The organism is Brevibacillus sp. NPDC003359 (assembly GCF_042878995.1).
GTDB lineage: Bacteria > Bacillota > Bacilli > Brevibacillales > Brevibacillaceae > Brevibacillus.
The window spans coordinates 23,183-41,589 of sequence record NZ_JBIAOR010000007.1 but is presented as its reverse complement, the minus strand read 5'-3'; the positions used below and the strand labels follow the sequence as shown (position 1 = coordinate 41,589).

The 18,407-nt window shown below is 36.6% G+C and carries 13 protein-coding genes; 8 read left to right on the top strand and 5 right to left on the bottom strand.

Translation table 11 applies throughout. The features are described 5' to 3' along the window. Positions 1–21: 21 nt before the first annotated feature. Positions 22–186: a Spo0E family sporulation regulatory protein-aspartic acid phosphatase gene (locus ACFYU8_RS17840; protein ID WP_390301544.1), complete on the bottom strand. Its 165-nt coding sequence runs from the start codon at positions 184–186 to the stop codon at positions 22–24. A 302-nt stretch (positions 187–488) separates the two neighbouring features. Here ACFYU8_RS17840 and ACFYU8_RS17835 point away from each other — a divergent pair, with 302 nt between their 5' ends. Beyond that, the gene (locus tag ACFYU8_RS17835; protein ID WP_390301547.1) at positions 489–815 is read left to right on the top strand and encodes a hypothetical protein; all 327 of its coding nucleotides are present in this window, start codon (positions 489–491) and stop codon (positions 813–815) included. Positions 816–886: 71 nt separating this feature from the next. Here ACFYU8_RS17835 and ACFYU8_RS17830 read toward each other — a convergent pair whose 3' ends face one another. From ACFYU8_RS17830 to ACFYU8_RS17815, 4 genes are all read right to left on the bottom strand, one after another. After that, positions 887–2,572: a phosphoadenosine phosphosulfate reductase domain-containing protein gene (locus tag ACFYU8_RS17830; RefSeq protein WP_390301992.1), complete on the bottom strand. Its 1,686-nt coding sequence runs from the start codon at positions 2,570–2,572 to the stop codon at positions 887–889. A gap of 1,100 nt (positions 2,573–3,672) precedes the next feature. Next, the gene (locus ACFYU8_RS17825) at positions 3,673–4,398 is read right to left on the bottom strand and encodes a hypothetical protein (protein WP_390301550.1); all 726 of its coding nucleotides are present in this window, start codon (positions 4,396–4,398) and stop codon (positions 3,673–3,675) included. A gap of 2,542 nt (positions 4,399–6,940) precedes the next feature. Then, complete coding sequence (locus ACFYU8_RS17820) at positions 6,941–7,567, bottom strand: hypothetical protein (protein ID WP_390301553.1); 627 nt, start codon at positions 7,565–7,567, stop codon at positions 6,941–6,943. Positions 7,568–7,595: 28 nt separating this feature from the next. After that, positions 7,596–8,936, bottom strand: a complete 1,341-nt coding sequence (locus ACFYU8_RS17815) for a hypothetical protein (protein WP_390301555.1) — start codon at positions 8,934–8,936, stop codon at positions 7,596–7,598. Positions 8,937–9,630: 694 nt separating this feature from the next. Between ACFYU8_RS17815 and ACFYU8_RS17810 the strand changes: the two genes are divergently transcribed. The 7 genes from ACFYU8_RS17810 to ACFYU8_RS17780 all read left to right on the top strand — a co-directional run bounded on the left by ACFYU8_RS17810 (position 9,631) and on the right by ACFYU8_RS17780 (position 18,271). Then, positions 9,631–11,061 (top strand): replication-relaxation family protein, encoded by a 1,431-nt coding sequence (locus ACFYU8_RS17810; RefSeq protein ID WP_390301557.1) that lies wholly within the window; start codon positions 9,631–9,633, stop codon positions 11,059–11,061. Continuing rightward, entirely contained in the window at positions 11,048–13,915 is a 2,868-nt protein-coding gene (locus ACFYU8_RS17805) for a type IV secretory system conjugative DNA transfer family protein (protein ID WP_390301559.1), read from the top strand. The genes ACFYU8_RS17810 and ACFYU8_RS17805 overlap by 14 nt, the downstream gene beginning before the upstream one ends. A gap of 857 nt (positions 13,916–14,772) precedes the next feature. After that, positions 14,773–15,063, top strand: coding sequence for a hypothetical protein (locus ACFYU8_RS17800; RefSeq protein WP_390301562.1), 291 nt, complete (start codon positions 14,773–14,775; stop codon positions 15,061–15,063). Between the two features lie 1,169 nt (positions 15,064–16,232). Continuing rightward, positions 16,233–16,511 carry a DUF5983 family protein gene (locus ACFYU8_RS17795; protein ID WP_390301565.1) on the top strand — a complete coding sequence of 93 codons (279 nt, stop codon included), beginning with the start codon at positions 16,233–16,235 and terminating at the stop codon, positions 16,509–16,511. 47 nt (positions 16,512–16,558) lie between these two features. Continuing rightward, positions 16,559–16,867: a hypothetical protein gene (locus ACFYU8_RS17790; RefSeq protein WP_390301567.1), complete on the top strand. Its 309-nt coding sequence runs from the start codon at positions 16,559–16,561 to the stop codon at positions 16,865–16,867. Positions 16,868–17,206: 339 nt separating this feature from the next. Further along, on the top strand, positions 17,207–17,344 hold the full coding sequence (locus ACFYU8_RS17785; RefSeq protein ID WP_390301570.1) for a hypothetical protein: 138 nt from the start codon (positions 17,207–17,209) through the stop codon (positions 17,342–17,344). Between the two features lie 474 nt (positions 17,345–17,818). Next, complete coding sequence (locus ACFYU8_RS17780) at positions 17,819–18,271, top strand: hypothetical protein (protein ID WP_390301573.1); 453 nt, start codon at positions 17,819–17,821, stop codon at positions 18,269–18,271. The last annotated feature ends 136 nt before the right edge of the window (positions 18,272–18,407 follow it).

Here is an 18,407-nt window from a genome sequence, read left to right as displayed (position 1 = left end):
AGGCTCCCCACCTTTCATATCTTATTGAATTCGTGTCTTTGTAGCATTTTGATATGTAACAATTAATTCATCGAGTTCTTGCGATAGCTGTACAACACTTGGATCTGTAAGGGATTTTATAATGCTTAACTGATTTAATTGACATCGCATTCTCTCAATTTCTCGACTCAGTTCAATCAAATTCATGTTAATCCTCCTTGTTTCTCTGCCCGTGAGTTTTTGGATGGCAAAAAAAAGACCATCTGTAGGCATATAAATCCCAGATTGGGTTCATATGTCCACAGATGGACTCTTTAAAGTAATATTCGCTAACCTCGAGGGTTGCAGTCATAAACTAACATTAATTACTTTTATTATACATTCTTAACGGTCATGTGCAAGGCTGATTTAATCAAATTTTCCGTTATCTAACATGTACAAAAGTTGAAGGGATATGATCCGTCTGTTAGTTTGATAGTACAAAGTTAAGTTTGAATGGAGTGATCAATATGCCATTATTAATCGGACATAAGGCGGTTGCTTTGGCCTTAGTAGCTTGTTTTGTACCTTTCGCTGGTATTATTATGGTCTTACCTAATTCAGTTATCACCTTACCCTTAATGGTTTCATTCTTTCTTATAATCGATCACTGGCTTATATATGTAATAATTATTTCTTTGCATAAAAGAATGACTATAACTTTGCAAGCACTTACTTCTCAATTAAAAAAAAGACTTCTATTCTTACTTTGTAGCGCGGTAATCTCTGCCACATATGTTGGTAGTTTAGCATTGATAGTATTGCTTGAGCTGTATGCCTTCGGTCTTGTCTATTAATCAGTAAAAGGTAATTATCATCTGTTACATAAAATAGCAGCCCTCTTCTATAGAGAGCTGCTGTTTTTCTATTAGTTCTCAAACGTAAATGAATACTGGTCGTTATCATTTATCTTTATTAAACTCGGAGTTTCTTGAATTTCGATTTCGTACACATTTTTTAACGCAATTTCTTTGTAGAGTAAAGGATCAGGATCTTGGTTAAAGGACTTTGCTATGTCAATTATTTCTGGCTCATGCATTAACACATGCTCTTCCGAGATACACTTGAAGGTTCCTTGTATTATGAGTTGATCTTTAACATTAATTTGAAGTAATATCCCATCATTTAACGTCTCTAATATTTCTAAGGCTTTTTCTTTTCTCTGTTTTTCTTCCCTTTCTAGCTTCTTAAAATATTCGATATCTTCCTGTGTGCATCGATCTACTCCAGTTCCGTCAGGATCAAAAATTGGACTACACATCTGTCCAGTTGTATGCGTTTGATAAGGAAACAGTGCAAATAGGGCTTTAAAGAATCTCTGTGTTAAAACAAATCCCTCAAGCGATTCTCGTTTTCGCACCTCTTTAAGAATGACTAATAGTTCTTTCTCTTTAATAGGAATTCCAAGCTTTAAGAACTCTTCTAATAAAATTGTCCTGATGTCTATTGTTAAATCACCAATTCCAGAACCCATGATGTAGGGCGTATTAGGATTACGCTGATATCCTGTAAAGCCACAATACCGAATATCCAGGATAGCTTTCAGGTACCCACGCATTTCGAGGTATGGAAGCATTTCTGGATAATCTAAAGACAAATTGATAAGCGAAGTATCTTGGCGTACAACGGTACAACTCCAGCAGCCAAATCGAGCTCCTGCTCCGGACGTACAGCTAGTAATTGCATCATTCGCATTGGTAATACTTGCCCCAATTGGGCACTCCATTGTACCTGCAGCACTACCATACAAGTTTATAAGATTGTGATTTGAATAAATTTCATTCCAAACGGGATGATTTCGAATTAGGTAAGTTACTACTTCTTCTGATGAAAGATGAATTATAGGAGCTGCTGTTACTACCCCTTTCACTGGGTGAGATCCATAAAATTCATTGTCAAAGTGTCGTTCAATTGATAGCTTTCTTGCTTTACTTTCTACATTACGGACTCCTAATACAAGACACAGATTCCCATGCTGCTGAACGTAATCTTCAAAAGCCTTCTTTGATGGAGTAATCTTGAACTTGTCTACGCAGTATTTGAAGAGGGAATCTGGTGGTTTGTATCCCTTCCCCAGTACGCATGTGATATAGTTGTCTTCCACGTCCGGTTCTACAATGTGAAACGGTATCTCTAAACCATGAGTTTCTTTTAAACTTTCAACTGCATTTTTTACCTTTTGGATATGTTGTTGAATAAGTGGATTTTCAACACCGGTATTTGCAGAGGAAATGACTAATTTTGAGGAGAATTCGGGGTTTTTCAATACGAACTCTATGCACTTTTGAACGCACATAGATGAGTCTTTTCCGCCTGAGTATGCTACTACTACTAGCTCATTCTGCTTGAAAATACGTTCAATTGCGGAATCCACAACTTCCATCACGTTATTAGACACATTATCAGGTAATTCAATGGGAACTTGATGCGTTATATCTGTGACATCCACTTTCTGTTTTCTTTTTCTTTGTTTTATTAGTTGACTTGGAAGCAATTCAGGCCAGGCGATGTTTGCCCGGGCCCCGTATGGAGGAACATTAATGTTAAAGAACACTTCCAAAGCGATCGTTTGGTCTTCTTTTTTTCCAACGATTATTAGTTTGTGTTTAGGAGAATTGTAGTAATCTTCTTCATAACCATAGGCTGCATCTAAAAATGTTTGAATCGGTAGATTTAGATTAAAACCTACTGTGTATTCTACAAAATTTAGAAGTGTGGTTAGTTCGATGATTTCATTTCCATTGATAATATCCTGCCATTTGACGCTCGAATTCGAGTTGAAAAGCGCTTCTATCGGCTTATTGTCAAAAAATAATGCGTGACAACATGGTATATGCCTTTGTTAAATACAGCACTCAAGCCTCGAATTACTCCGTTAAATTGCCAACTATTAATTCGTAGAAACTGCCATAGTTCCTGTGTTTCCTTCGTGTGATACTTAATATCACTATCTACCGTTACTCTTGATTCCCCTGCTCTGAAAACATATGTTTCTTCGATTCCTAGATCAATAGTAGTTTGGCCCATTTTTTCCCACAGTATTGTATCAGGGGTTCCCCCCTGGACTAATACCAGAGGGTTCCCCACTTTATGTCATGTTAAATAATTTAATCTTCTCTTTAAATTTTCCAGCACCCTTTACTGCATTCACCTGTTAATAGAGTCTCAGTAGTAGATTTAATAATTGCTTGTTCCTTACAAGTTGGACAAGTAAATTCTACTATATTACTCTCTGATGAGAATTTGTTAATAGCTTCAGATATTGCGTTATAGATTTCTTTCCTGTTTTTATCCATAGTTATCACTTGCCCCATTGTATCCTTCTATTCATTACTAAGATTTATTGTGTAATAAAAAAGCCCTATGATATTACGTAGAGATCCCTGTTAAAGATCCAACGCTCACATAGAGCTATCTTGACAATGATTCGCTCACCGCACTAGCAATGGCCACACAAAACAAAAATTCACACGCATATTATACCTCTAGTTGTTGTATTGTTAAATCTTTAATTGAGTATTTGTCATGTTTTACAGGTTCCCACTCCACCTATCTATATCCTGGAGGTCTATCATAATATATAGTAGAAATCGTACTGATCAAAATGTTTTCATCATATTATAAAAAAGAAAAAGAGAGCGAGGGGCATTGATCTTATACCCATTCGCTCTCTTTTTCTATTTCTTGATATTGTTTATCGAATTCTTCTTGAAAATGTTGCTCCATATATTTACGTATAAATTCACTTTTAAGACTTTCATTCTCAATTCTCTTGAAGAATACCTTTATGGTTCGTTCAGTTACAGGCTTTTCATTCCACAGTTTGATTGCTTGTTCTCTTAGTTTCGTGTTTACATCAAATGTTATCCTTGCTCTTAGTTTCTCTTCTTCACGAGCTATACGTCTAATCTCATCATGAGTAGGTGGGGCTGGTAAATTTTGAACGCGATCCTCAAAATCCTTAAGTTCAAATAACCTCTGATCTACCTTTTGCAAATGAGCAAGAAATGGTTCAAGTTTCTCTCTAAGCTTCTGATCCACTATGTCATCAAGTACATTTTCAGTTGACAGACCTTGATTATCATCTTCAATAACCGGTTCTTTATGAATCGGAGTTAGAATTGTCTTCCTCTCTTCCATTACTTTTACTGCACAACTTGAAAGACTAAAGTTTAACTCTCGATATTTCTTAAAAGTCTGTAAAACTTCTAAGTCTTCCTCATTGAAGCGGTATTGCTCTTTACCGCCTACATCTCTCTCAAACTCATAGCCTACTTTTGTTAATTCTTCCGCCCACCTTAAAATAGTGGTGTTAGCTGCATTTACTTGCTTCGCAATTTCATTTGTATAGTAATAAACCGATGAGGTTGAGTTATTCACTCATCTCCCCTCCCCCATAAAACATATTAACTCTACTTTTCCATATATTATTCTGCTTGTCAATGATCTACCTCGGTGGACATCGCTATATCATGATTGATTATGCTCTATTATCGCGATGCTAATCTTGATTCAGATCGATTCAGACTAGTTGACTTCGGAATAACTCCGATCAATCTCAATCAATCCTCACCAATTGACATACTGTCTCAAATAGCAAACATATATATAAATATAACTATATTATGTTCATATCTATATTCATATATATATTTCAGGTTGTTTTAATAACGATACTCACCACAAATCGCTTCAGCTAGATCAACCATACCCCCTTCAAATCAAATCAATTTGATTTGAAGTACATCGTGTATCTTCCAATTACACTCGATCACTCTTAACCTCAACTCAATTAAAACATACTGTTCATCCAATTTAACCTATATATATTTATATATATAACCTATACATGAATATAACTATATATGAAAATGTGCTTCGATCTAAATCGATGTAAATCAATCATCTCGTGAAGCACACTCGATCATAACCCTCTCCCTATAACCACTAGTGACTCAATGTTATTTAGTCTACATCGATTCGTTTCGATGCACGCAAGGCATCTAATGTAGAAATCCCTACAAACTACACTGTTTAGTATCACGATTCGAATCGATGTACATTGATTGACTTCGAAAACGACTCAATCATAGTCGATCAATCATCTCTTGAAGCGCACTCGATCATGACCCTCTCCCTATAACTACTAGTGATTCAGCGTTATTTGGTCTAACATCGATTCATTTCGATGCACACAAAGGCATCTAATGTAGAAATCCCTACAAACTATACTGTTTAGTATCACGATTCACATCGATGTACATTGAATGACTTCGAAAACGACTCAATCATAGTCAATCAATCAGAATTATAGCCCGGAGTGGCATTTAATGACATTCAGTTCGCAGTTCATGGCAAGCTAACAATCGTTTCTATATTCATCATCAAAAAAGGGAGGGGAGTATGAATTGGATCAGACTATTTTTGTAATTTTCAAAAATACAAATAGATAAAACGCGATATGATTGTGTTTACGTCTCGCGGAAGCACAAGATTGAAGGGGGATTTATGAAAGGTACAATATTTGAACTGCATTATAATCAACTTGAGAACCGATTAATTGAAGCATTTATCAAAACACTTCAGTATTCTACGCATGAAATAACAGATTCTTTTTTATAATTTTTTGGAATTGAAGGTCAGTATGGTGATTACATTTTTGATTTCCAGACAAATTTTGACGTTCACATGAATATGAATACAGCAGTTCTAGTAGGGATTGCAAAATCTATGGTCGTTATTGAATCAAAAGATGATAATTATGATGAAGTCGAAGGGATTCCAGATGCTTTCCTTCATGCTGGAATTGGTTTATTGACAATTCTCTTTTAAATGAAGCCAGGCATGGCTAAACTTCATCGAGAGCAATTAAATGCGCACAAGCAAAGGTTTGAAGGGACAGACATTAAAAACATAAATGAAGTGCTAATCACACGGAAAAGTCTACGCGCATTTTTACGAAATGAAAGAACGCGTTACGATAATACGCACCGTAACGCGTTCTTATTAGATTCTTTTGACCGGTATTGTGACATTTATATGGTCGGAAACGATCCAGCTGACGTCTCGTACTTTAAACATCTAGCTCATTATAATGGCAGAAGGCTAGGTGCCGCTGACAACTTAAGCAATTACGCATCTTCGCTAAAGGAGGGGGATCATTCCTCAATATACGAACGACGCATTGGAATTTAAAAGCCCATTACTTTCAAAACCTTTACCTTACTTTGCGATTTGGCTCACCAGGAATTGGTTAATCTTCAAGCCCAAGGCACCTTATGCATTGTATTTAGACTTACTAATAGCGAAACATTTCAAAAGAACATTAGAAACAAATTATGATTATAAATTTTATGAATCTTTTGTACATATTGATTGGATCGAATCGGAAGAACATTTAGCCATCATCCACGAAATCATTAAGTACGCCTTCGAAAGTAAAGTCCATAACATGGCCATTCGTGCTAATGCATTCATTGAGACTTATCAAATCACAATGGAAGATTACTTAAATAGTCGACTAGGAAGACAAGATCAATCGTTTTTTCACAAGAAATGCTTCAACCCACTCGTAGATGAAGAAAGAAGCCGAATCCTAGCCGCTCTCCGTTGAAATAACTTTAGTAATCCATTTTTCTTAGGGTAGGGGACTATATCAACTCGAAGCAATTACCTCAATTCGAGTTGATTGAACGGTAAGGCTGCCGCCAATAGCATAGCATTTCAACTGGGAACAAAACGACTGAGCACAAATACGCGTTATCACATTCTAACTTTATGAGAGGCAATACTTGCAGAGGAGGCCCACTGAAGAAGAATACAAAAGAAAAAAGAGGAGCCCAAAGCTCCTCTTTTCATGTGCATACCTAATGGGTATGCATACATTTTATAACAGAATAATGGTAATTGAAACCTAAATTTTCTAAGGTGTAAGCGTGGATCTTTGCGAATACAATCTTGCTCTCTCAGCAGCACTTAGCTTAATTTTATTCTCTTCGTTTCCTTCGTTTCCGACTGGAGAAGGAGGCTGCTCAGTAAATGAAACTGGTTCTTGTGCTCTAACTTCAACTTCACTCGTTTCCTTCATAGCATCAGGAGTCTTTAAGGCAGGCACATTGCTTATTACTTCTTCAGCTGGAACTGCCACATCAATTGATATAGAACTAGAATTTGTTTCCGATTGCTTAAATAGGTTTATCGATTGATTTGATTTTCCATCCATCGTTAATAAAAGATTCGAAACAACCATTTGACCAGCTTGTGTATTGAGTAAATCAATTAAGTCTTGCGATAATCCTTTGGTATCAATAAATACTCGCGAATGATAATTTTTAACTGTATCAAGACCAATCATAATTAATCGCTGCACTAAACCATTCCTGGAAGGTCGAGAACCCAAATCCTTAAGAAGGGGATGATCGGTATACTCCTCGTTTAAGTCAGTGAGCAGCGTGTTAAACGGTTTAACCCATTCAGCTTCCGTATCGGGGAGTAGAGGCGCAGATTTGCCGCAGACATAACCGGCTATTGGTTTAGTTACCTTCGTCAACTCGCTGCCTCCTTTCTACTCATCAAAATCATTTTTTTACGGGTTTCTTCTTAAGTTTTTCCACGATTTCTGGGTTTTTCAAGAATGATTCTACAAGATAACCACGAGAATTAATATAAATGCTGATACCCAGTTTATCCTTAGGCGGTAATTCATACAATTTACTACCATTGGGCAATTGTTGTCTTTCTCGTAACACTTTATAACCAAGTATGACTCCACCACCAGCGATCATGTTATTTTGAATGGTACTAGCTTTCTGGCGGGTAAACATATTTAGGTAAAAAATCATCTCTCCATACTCATCTAACACGGGCACAACAATATCAGTAAGATCTAAATCTTTAACATAGCCGAAAGAACGAACAATTTTCGGTTGTTCCTCACCCTTTACTAGAGCTTCCGTATATGGTTTTAAAACAATATCGATAAACTCAGCTCTGTCTCTGAAGAAGGAATCGCTAAAAATAGGAAGGTTATTCTCGTTATGCACATCGATAATTGCTTTATTAACCAATTCCTGAAGTGTTTCTACAACGTGGTTACCACCAACTTTTTTGCCAACATACTTTCCTAAATTTGCTTGTTCGAACTCTTTTGGTACTTCGATGTAAGTTGTTGAAAGAGTAGGATTGATCCCATTTGCTTCAAACACAGCTATATCGCACGTAACCCCACCTGGATCATTGATAATTAATGGTTCGTCAGGATCTACAATACTTTCATCTACTTCGTTTTCCTCAAGTTCAAAATTCTTAATATCAAACCCTAATCCCAAACCAGCTTTCGTTGCTTCAGCATGAATATAGTCTCTTACAGGACGATTCTCATCAACTTCATGTTTAATCGTAATTGTTTTCCCCTTATAAAAACCATCGATAAAGGTCAATTCAAAAGAACCTTTCAATCGATTCAAAAACGATGCACTAGCCCCAGATTTTACGAGTTCAACTGGCAAACCGTAAGAAGGGGGAGCAACTACCGTTCCTTCCAACCCATTTTCTAGGGCAGCAATTGCCTCAGCAGTGATTAAAGTAATCATGTGTAGCTGAGAATCATGTTTATGAATGCTATCTTGGGCCTCAGTTGGATTTTCTGATAGCTTCGCAGCTAACCCTACAAAATAATAACCACCTTTAATGAAGCCATCTGTGTCAATTGGTTTTAACAGTATATGTATATTATCTGTCGGTTTAACTGCTTTTGAGCTTCCCAGATCACTAATATGAGCTGGTGCTTGAGCAATTATCGTTGGGATAATTATGTCTTGTATGTTACCAGAGTTATTAAGAAAACTCAGTTTAACATTCGTATTGCCACCATCTCCACCTGAAACGAGATATTGAACGATTTCAACGTTTTTACTCATAGAATTCACCCTTTATAAGAAGAATTTGGTATGCACTATACTAGTTTAGCACCTCGCGGTTATATCATCAAGTATAATTACATACAGGTTATATATACGAATATAATCTGTTCATGTATATATTTATATATATGTTTATCGTATTACTTCTTTCACTAGTTTCACCGTAAACAACCAACTATTTGGAAGCAAAGAGATAATTCATGATAGCCAATTTCGACTGATCAGTATTAAGCAGCACCTCACTTTATGATGTTCGGCGTCACAGATTATGTGTTATGTTTCGTATGAAATTAAATAGTGAAAACAAATCGTAAACCTTTTGGTCAAATATAGATCACGAAGTAGAGGCAATTTCAAAGCTTGTAGATGACGAAAATAACGAAATAAGTCATTAATTAGCCTTGTGATGTCTAGTGTTTAATACAAGTCAAGATTCTTCTATAAATACTTCGTTCTAAATTCTTAATTCAAATGTTATGTGAAACCAAACTACTAAGGGTCACCATGGATTTAGTGTAAGAGCCCGATAGGGCTATAGAAAAAATGATTTCTCAAGAAAAGAAAATATTGCTATAATACTAAAAAACGAAGAAAAACATGTGCCGAATGGAAAAACCAAAAGCACACAGGTAAGCTTTCTTACCTGTGTGCTTTTTTGTTTGGATCGAAACGGTGTAATTTGGAGGCCAAAATGATGATACAAGAGGATATAAACAATTCCTTACACGAAGAACATGCAAGGAGAAAAAAAAGAAAGCGACGCAAGAAGTACAACGAATACAACGCAGTACTAAATGACGTGGATCATGAAACTTTTGTCGCATTGTATCGCCATCGACTACTTACCGTAGAAATGTTGTATCAGCTCATCATTGAAGATAAACGTGAGCTACTCCTTGCTTCCTACAGAAATAGGCTCAATAAACTCGCTGTAAAAGGGTACCTCGAAGGTAGATCAGTCAGTAAAGTTGTCATAGGCAAGACAGAAAATCTAAACGTTCCTGAAAAAGCATACTCCCTTACTGATAAAGGCATTTTAGTTGTACTAGACTACCTTGATTTATATGATTATTCGTTCGACCAGGAAGGGGCCTTTAACATCGAATTCGATAAAGCGGAGGATATCAAAGTGCATGGTCAGCTGCCTCACCATTTTATGACACAAGGGATTGTTATAAACACTTTGCGTGCCTTCGAAACGAAATATGAGGGAACCCGCTTCTACGAATTTAATTGTGGTAATGGAAAAAAGTACTCACTCAAATGGAATTCAAACGAAAAAGAGAGATCTATTTATCCCGACTGGATGTTTGTATTTTCTGAAGAGGAGAGCGTGTCACAAAACGATTCAATTTATATTGCGGTTGAAGCCGATCGTAAAACAATGAATGGGAAGCAGATAGAACAAAAATTTATTGGGTATCTAAATCACGTTCAACAGAATGAGAAATTGTATATAAACACACCATTGACGGTCGTTGTAGCTGTCGAGAATAGATCACGAAAAAGAATTAAAACGCTCATTCAAAATGTGTTTCTAACTATGGAAAGTGCGATCTATGAGAATTTAGTACGTGTCTATGTCGTTTCAGAAGAAGAGGCAGGAGAGAAAATAATCCATTCCCTTAGAGAAGGTGTTACCTTCGATGAAAACATTGAAGATGCGATTAAAGGTATGGCTGAAACAGTTACAAGATCAACAGGCTATATGTTAAAACACACACTATTAGGATATGAATCACAGGATAAACATGGTTTTTTGCCCACTCCCAGCCGAGAAATGGTATTTGGGAAGGGATATGGGGAAGAAATTCGATTTATTTGTCTTGAGATGGAAAAAGGTAGTGTAAACAGTCAAGCAAAAGCATTCCATTTTAAAGAAACGTTACAGCAGAGTGACAAAAAAGCTTATGTCCTTGGTATGTACAACAAAAAAGAAGACCTGATTGATGAAATGTTTATAGACACATCACGACGTTATAACCAAACTGTACAAATGGGTAAGCAAGTCATATTCTCCACGAGTATCGACCTGAAGAAAGGAATTGTATATCAAATTGAAAAGAACCAAAACAATACTCAAATAATAAGGCAGGTGTCATTACAAGATGTCCTCGTATAAACGGTGGCTGCCTTTTGCCATTATTACATCTGGCTATCTTCTCATCTTAAAATGCTTACTACTTTCGATTAATCAAATCATCACAATCATGTCATTTGCTCCGTGGCCAAATCGAGATTTATTTGTGCAACCAGAGCAATATAGTCTTATAGATATAGTGAGAGTTATAACAATAAAAATGTGGTACAGTTCGCCTGAACGTGTAGATTTTGGTCCAAGTGTAGTAAGTGACTTTGTTGAAACTTTTGTTGGGACGTTTTACGGATTAAGTCTCGGTGCATTTTGTGGTCTTGTATGGGTTCTCTCCACTCGAGTTGAGTTTAAGATTCGGAATACACAATGGTGGTCAGGCCCGCTCCCTAGATGGATTATGTTTATCACTGCAACTTCTACGGTGTTCCTACAATTCATTATTTGGGCGCAGCTCCCTATATATGAATCCGTCTTACCTAAGATCGAAGAAGCGATTGTTGAATATCAAAAATCAGACTTTATGGAGTATTCTCTTGAAACTATAAACAATATTGTATTGTTCAATCGCTTACTCCTCTTTATCCCAATCGGTTTTATTATGGCTTTAGTCGTGTTTATGGTAAGAAAGTGGAAAGAACATCGTGATGAACTTGAAGATGTTTTTTATGAATGGCAATTTAAATCGAGCAAAGTAAGAAAATTGTTTACTGGCCAAAGAGACATATCATATCCTGATATTTATTTAGGGAAAGAAAAAAGCACAGGCGAAGAAGTAATTCAACTAGGCGAAGACAGGAATTTGAATACAGGTATAGTAGGGTCAATTGGTGCTGGTAAGACAAGTACAGTAGTCTTACAAACTGTTAACCAAGATCTGAATTATATGGTTGATTTTATTAATAATTTTGCTGACGAAACAGATGAAGAGCGGACAAATCAGGTAAATGGAATTGTTATTATTGAACCTTCCAATGATTTATGTAAAAAAGCTTACCAGCTTGCGAAAGCAAAAAACATTCCAGAAGAGGCGATCTATTATCTAGATCCACTGTATAAAGATACGGTAAGTATTAACCCAATTCGTGGCCCCATTGAGAAAGCAGTAGAAACCTTCACGAAAATAATTCAAGGGTTAGCAGAAAACTCAAATGAGTTCTTCCGGCAATCACAACGTTCTCACTTAAAGCACTATGTATATTTGCTAAAATTAGCAAAACAAAATAATGCAACCTTTGATGACCTTATGGAATTGTACCAGGATGCCCGCTTAGTAGCAGACCTTGTGGAGGTAGTAGAGAAAACTATTCCTTCTGACTGGGAACAAATCGAAGAGCGAGATATGCGAAACCACTGGTTAATCGTAAAAGGAATAATATCCTGGTTTAAAGAACGGGGCTTACTTTATCTTGAAGATAAGAATCAAATGAAATTGACGTACCCAAATAAGCATAAACATGCTGGAAAGCAGATGGTTGTCGATAAACAGGCGGAATTTGTCCAAGGTCTTCGTAATATCCTAGATGACATTTCTTCATCTAAACTAATTAGAAGGGTGTTATTTGGGAACAGTGATTTCGATATTGATACCCATCTAAAAGCTGGTGGAGTGCTACTTCTACATACAGCCAAAGGGGACTTGGCTGAACTATCAAATGTTCTTGGGAAGTTTGGAGTGATGCTTGTTGAGAATGGCATTTTTCGTCGTGATGCAAGTGAGCGAGATCCATTTCACACTGTAACAGTTGATGAATTTCCAGATTATAACTACGATCGTTTTCGAGAGTTACCAGCACAATCTCGTAAATACCATGCAAATATCCAAGTAGCTGCACAATCAGTTGCCCAGTTGGCCATCGATTATGGTGATGACTATTTATATACGCTGTTCTCAGCGTTCCGACATAAGATTGTTTTTGGCGACTGTGACTTTAAAACGGCTGAATTCTTCAGCAATCTTTTTGGAGAAAAAGATGTATATGAGTCTTCTGAATCTGAACAGGTAACATCCTCGATCATGAGTGCACCTGGGCGTCGAGATGGGGTAACTGTTACTAAATCAAAGAAACAGCGTCTTACTCCATCTGAGATTATTCACCTAAAGAAGTTCTATGCAGCAATTAAAACTGTAGGTTCAACAGCCCGTGTAGTCAAAACAAGATTTGTATCAAAACTTGAATTTATACGTCCTAGAAAAAGAGTAGACCGGAAGAAAGCTGAAGCTTGGCTGGAATATCGTCGTAAGCTTATGGCAGAAATGGAAAATCAATTACTCCGAGACCTCGGGATACTAAAAGAAGGGGAAATCAATCCCATCGATGCTGTTCCGGTAAAGGAAATAGAAAAATTGGAATCGTTGTTACAGGGACAACCATTGTATTTGAATGAACTAGATAAAAAGGCGGTTAATACGCTAGCTAAGAAAACTATGATCTCCCTTGATATTGACTCTTATTCAAAAGCTGATGACACAACTTCTGCTCCCCAAGAAGTTAAAAACAAACAAGATATGACGATACCTCCTTCACAGACTAAAGACAAAGTGATTGAGCCTGCTATTCAGGTTGTCCCCGCTCAAGTTAAGGAATCTATGGAAGAGGACCTTTTTTCCTCCATCTATAATCAGGTAGATACCATTGAAAGTGATTCAACTTCTGAGCAATCAAAAATGGACCTCTCAAATGACCCGAAAATTAAAAAGATGGTCGAAGAATTTATAAATGCTCAAACAGAAAGCACGGATCAAGACGAAGAAGACGATCTTGCTTCACTTATCAAGCTTGGATCGGTTACTGTGGATGATGTTAAGGAAGAGGCAAAACAGGAAGATACAACATTAACGAAAGAAGAATTGTACCGAGAAATCCAGACGGGGAGGAAATAACTCCCCATTGGATGTATGCAGTTATAAAATAGCATTTATTTTCGAAAGGGTGCTTGCCCATTAATAATAAGGCAATTGGCTTCCTCCTCATTCTCGCACTTTGTATGTGGGCAGCAACACTATTCCTTCATAATAATCACCGCTGGAAATCAATGGAGACCGTAGCTCAATCTGAGGATCCTCTAGCACATGTAGGAATAAGTACAACCTCGACCACATCACAAAAATCTTTTCAAATTGATTGGGAGAATGAAGTGATACAATACAGAGGGAACGTTTATTCTTTATACGATTTTCTTGAATACTTACCAGCTATTATTGAAGAGGAAATTATCGGGAATAAAGAATGATGTTTACTCATGCTGCCGATTAAAAAATACAGAACAAAAGCAATGTCTTTGAATAGGACATTGCTTTTTGTTTGAACATTTACCGTATGATCTCAATTACACTGTATTGATTTAGGAATGGACTAAATCAAAAATGTCACGCCAAATGATGTCTTCCAAAATTAAATACTTGTAAAAAACACTTACTTATTTAGCAATAAATAACCGCTTCCATCATATGTACACCCTAACACAGAGTGAATTTAAGAGAGCTTTACTCCCTGGTATAGACACTATTCAACTTACTTCCAATACGAATAAGAAGATATTCTCAATACGTTTCTTCTCGATCACTTCACCCCTTATCCCCACTGCGTGCAAACCAGAGTATTTCTTATGACTATCCATCGTTCGGTTCTATCCATACTCCCCTATTCATATAACTGTAGTACTACAGTAACAAACTACTATAGTAGCGGGCTAAGCAACTAAATTTGAGGTAAAAAACCAAAAAAGGAGTGGGGGAGAATGCAAAGACAAAAGCGTGCCGAACGTTCAGATAAGAAAATGAGAATCCATCCGTACTTGGACCGTGCTACATTTGAGCGTTTGGATAAAATACGGCAGTCTGTTAATACGCAAAAGAAATCAGTATCAATTCATGATCTTGCTGAGGATTTGATTGACCTATGTACACAGACGCCTGAAGTCATTAAATGGATAATGAGGAGATATGACGTTCCAAGCGATCATCCGATGTATGCAATACGTTTTAGTGAAAACGGAACAAATGTGATTAAGCATCTTTTTGAGTGTTGAGTTCGAAACTTTCCAAGCTTTTCGAAAGAGTCTTTAATATACCGTGGCAGCCTTTGCAACGACCATCTAGCTCCTCAAGTTCCTTAATTGATGTCGTCGATTTACAAAGTGGACAAATTGTCATTCGAGCCCCGCTCCCTTTTGCATCGTCAACTTAAATTGAATTTGCTAAATCGTTTTCTGGTAACTATTATTGGCAGCCCCATATTTTTTTATTCAGAATCGTGATATATACAGATAAGATTTTGATTTAAATGAATAAAAACGGGTGTCAACAAACCTGGATTGATTAATAGGACTAATTGCTTGTAATGGATTAAATAGCCGGTGTTACCCCAATAATTAATGCGGAACATGATCAATTGTGTTGCATGGAAAACGGTTGTTTTGTGCTTGTATCGCTTGTGCACCATTTTTAGCTCAGAAAGGTGATTTCTAATACAACACACTTTTAATGGCTATTAGTTAGTGCCACCCATTTAATAGTGGAATCATACTTTACAGATGAAAAATGCAACTCACATCATAAATTCTTAAAATAACATCTTTTTGAGCAAAAAAATGTTAATTATACTATTTTCTATATTTTTAATGTATTTTTTGAGGGGGAATCTGATTTTCATGTGGTTTTATCACATTTGAATTGGGTAAGCCATCAGATCTTGAATATTAAATGCGAAATACATAAGATATAAACTGTACTGGTTATTTGTTTCGACATGCCATCTTTGATGAGCAATTCGCAGGACAGATTGAGCTCTCTCTGAGCATATGAACTTCCTTTAGGATTTCGTATGTCTTGTAGAGGGCTCTTTTTTGTTATTTACGAAACAAAACGTACGATAAAAGTTAAAAGGAGTGAAACAAATTATCTAGTCGGCCATAGTAGATTAGACTGAAATGAACAAAAGGAAAAGAACAACAATAAAAAAGGGGTTACAAATTCAGCTTACAACGGATGGAATTGTAAAGTAGGTTGTTTAACCAAATGCATGGCAGTCAGATCTATTACACTACATCTTCGTGCTCATAAGTAGAAGTTAGGTTTTCACAGTACTTTTACTTATTGCCCCGAGCAGCTTAGAGGCGTTGATTAGGGACAGTATTGCAAAATTAAAACAATATAATAAGGGTAGGGTATCCCGCTCAAATTAATAAGGAGTGCTGAAATGGCTAAACAAAGTTTTAAATTCTATACGTTGGATTTGTCTACCGCTCATCTCACTAATGAAACGATGAACGAATTAAAAGATCCTGACTTTCCTGTTTCTGTATACGCGAAAGGTCTATATGGCTGGTTCATATATGTTCCCGAAAAAAATGATGAACTGGAGGATATCCCCAATGATTTAAAGAATTTGTTCTCTTATGCAAGAATTAACAAATGTGAATTGATTTCTATTGAATGTGATGGTCTTATTAACGAATATTTACCAAGATTTGAATAAGCACAGTATGGCGAGAGTAGATCACATTACCAGAGGATATGAAAATAGTGGAGATCGTAAAAGTGTTGAGTGTTACAAAGGAGGACCCTGATTATTCTGACCATGATAAAAACGGCCAATTTATTGTAGAGCTTGCCGTTAGGAAGTTCTTTGCACCAATAGCTCGCCTTGAGTATGAAATAGATGGTGTTGACTTCCGATGGTCCCCAAAATGGAGAGGTAAATTTGTCACTTACCAACTTGAAGAAAGCGCCTATGAGAATGTAAAAGAAAAAATCCGTAAATTTAAGGTGGAAAATCAGATACTTGCAAAGTTTCCATTTGAAGATCTAGATTACTGGGAATGGGGTTATTAGCAGGTTATTAAACACAAAAGATGAGTAACATTCGGAACATTGACTATTATAAGTGTAGACATATTTGTGGCGATTTTGGTGATTGGAGGTTTGTTTACAATTCACTATGTCCTAACTATCCAGGCGTATTAAAAAGGACAGATTAACTTGTTTTAATTTTTTGTATGAGGTAAGATAATCACAATAATGTGATTGTGATAGCAACCGGGAAACTGGTTAGCGAATCATTGCTTACAACAAGCTCTCTGAGAGCATACGTAATCTTCCTTGGTTACGTATGTCCTCGAGAGCTTTTTTTGTTGATCCACCACATCTATACATCCATAGGAGGTAAATGACATGATCTTTTTGGGAGTGACTGAGCATTATGGAAAAGAAGTCAAAGCTTATCGTAAGGTGAATACTGATGGCACTTGCGAGTTTCTTTTAATAACCCAGGATGGCCAAACAATTCGTCCAATGATGGGCACCTACTAGAATGTATTGTTTTTCTTAGACAAATTTCTTATAATAATTTTAGTTACATTTTTCTTTTTTGATTTTGATTGCCACCACCCTAATTGCGGCATGGTGAGCGGATGACAGAACAGATTAGCTCTTTGCGAGCGCATGAAACCTATTTTCTAGGTTTCGTTTGCTCGCAAGGAGCTTTTTGCGTTTTCAAGGTTCCTTTTAAAATCTCACGGGCAAACGAAAGGGGTAAATTATCAAATGAGTAGAACAGAACAAGTAATTGCACAAAGTAAATTACAACGTATTCAAAAAGAAATGAAGTTGAAAGATCGGCTGATTGTTTCAGGAATCATTATCACGAAATAAGTAAAGGGGTAACAATTATGAAACCGATGCTTAGACGATGTTATTAACCTTAGGACAAAAAATATCTATAAAAGAACCTCACATGATGTCAATCAAGTGAGGTTCTTTTTATTACTAGGAGGACTACTCAAAATGGAAAAATTAGATATTAGACGTTTTACACCAGATGAAGTCAAAGCAGCTATTCTTGAAACAAAACTCCAAATTGTTCATAACTGTTATGGTATCAACGGTATACATTGTGGTTGCGTGCTAACGCTTATTGCTTATAATGAGCGGCGCGATCGTGAGTGTAGTCTGGAACAGATCGTAGAGTTACTTGAAAAAGGCGACCAGGTAGATTTGTTAGTTCTCTTTGGTGAAAAGATGAACTTTGTATATGCGAATAGCTTCATAAACGGATTTGACTCCAGACCAATATCTGAACATGCAATCAAGGCTAACTCAATAGCCGCAACAATTGGATACGCGGATGGAGTTCTTGTGCGTAAATCACTAGAGGAAAGTGGAATACCGGTGCATTCAGAAGTTGAGCTCCAAATTAATCAATTATTTGAAACAAAAGCGAACCTCAAGTGCATATGATTCCTCTAAAGAAATAAAGTTTAAGCAAATCAATTGTAACAACAACGTATCTGTAAAAAACTGTTCGTAAGTTCTCCAGCTTTTAACAGTTTCGGGCCCCTATCAGTCGTGGTAGGGGCTCATTAATTAGTTTGAG

Coding starts and splice junctions, on each gene's coding strand:
- ACFYU8_RS17840 (WP_390301544.1), bottom strand. CDS start 186: ATGAATTTGATTGAACTGAGTCGAGAAATTGAGAGAATGCGATGTCAA.
- ACFYU8_RS17835 (WP_390301547.1), top strand. CDS start 489: ATGCCATTATTAATCGGACATAAGGCGGTTGCTTTGGCCTTAGTAGCT.
- ACFYU8_RS17815 (WP_390301555.1), bottom strand. CDS start 8,936: ATGAGTAAAAACGTTGAAATCGTTCAATATCTCGTTTCAGGTGGAGAT.
- ACFYU8_RS17810 (WP_390301557.1), top strand. CDS start 9,631: ATGATGATACAAGAGGATATAAACAATTCCTTACACGAAGAACATGCA.
- ACFYU8_RS17805 (WP_390301559.1), top strand. CDS start 11,048: ATGTCCTCGTATAAACGGTGGCTGCCTTTTGCCATTATTACATCTGGC.
- ACFYU8_RS17800 (WP_390301562.1), top strand. CDS start 14,773: ATGCAAAGACAAAAGCGTGCCGAACGTTCAGATAAGAAAATGAGAATC.
- ACFYU8_RS17795 (WP_390301565.1), top strand. CDS start 16,233: ATGGCTAAACAAAGTTTTAAATTCTATACGTTGGATTTGTCTACCGCT.
- ACFYU8_RS17785 (WP_390301570.1), top strand. CDS start 17,207: ATGATCTTTTTGGGAGTGACTGAGCATTATGGAAAAGAAGTCAAAGCT.
- ACFYU8_RS17780 (WP_390301573.1), top strand. CDS start 17,819: ATGGAAAAATTAGATATTAGACGTTTTACACCAGATGAAGTCAAAGCA.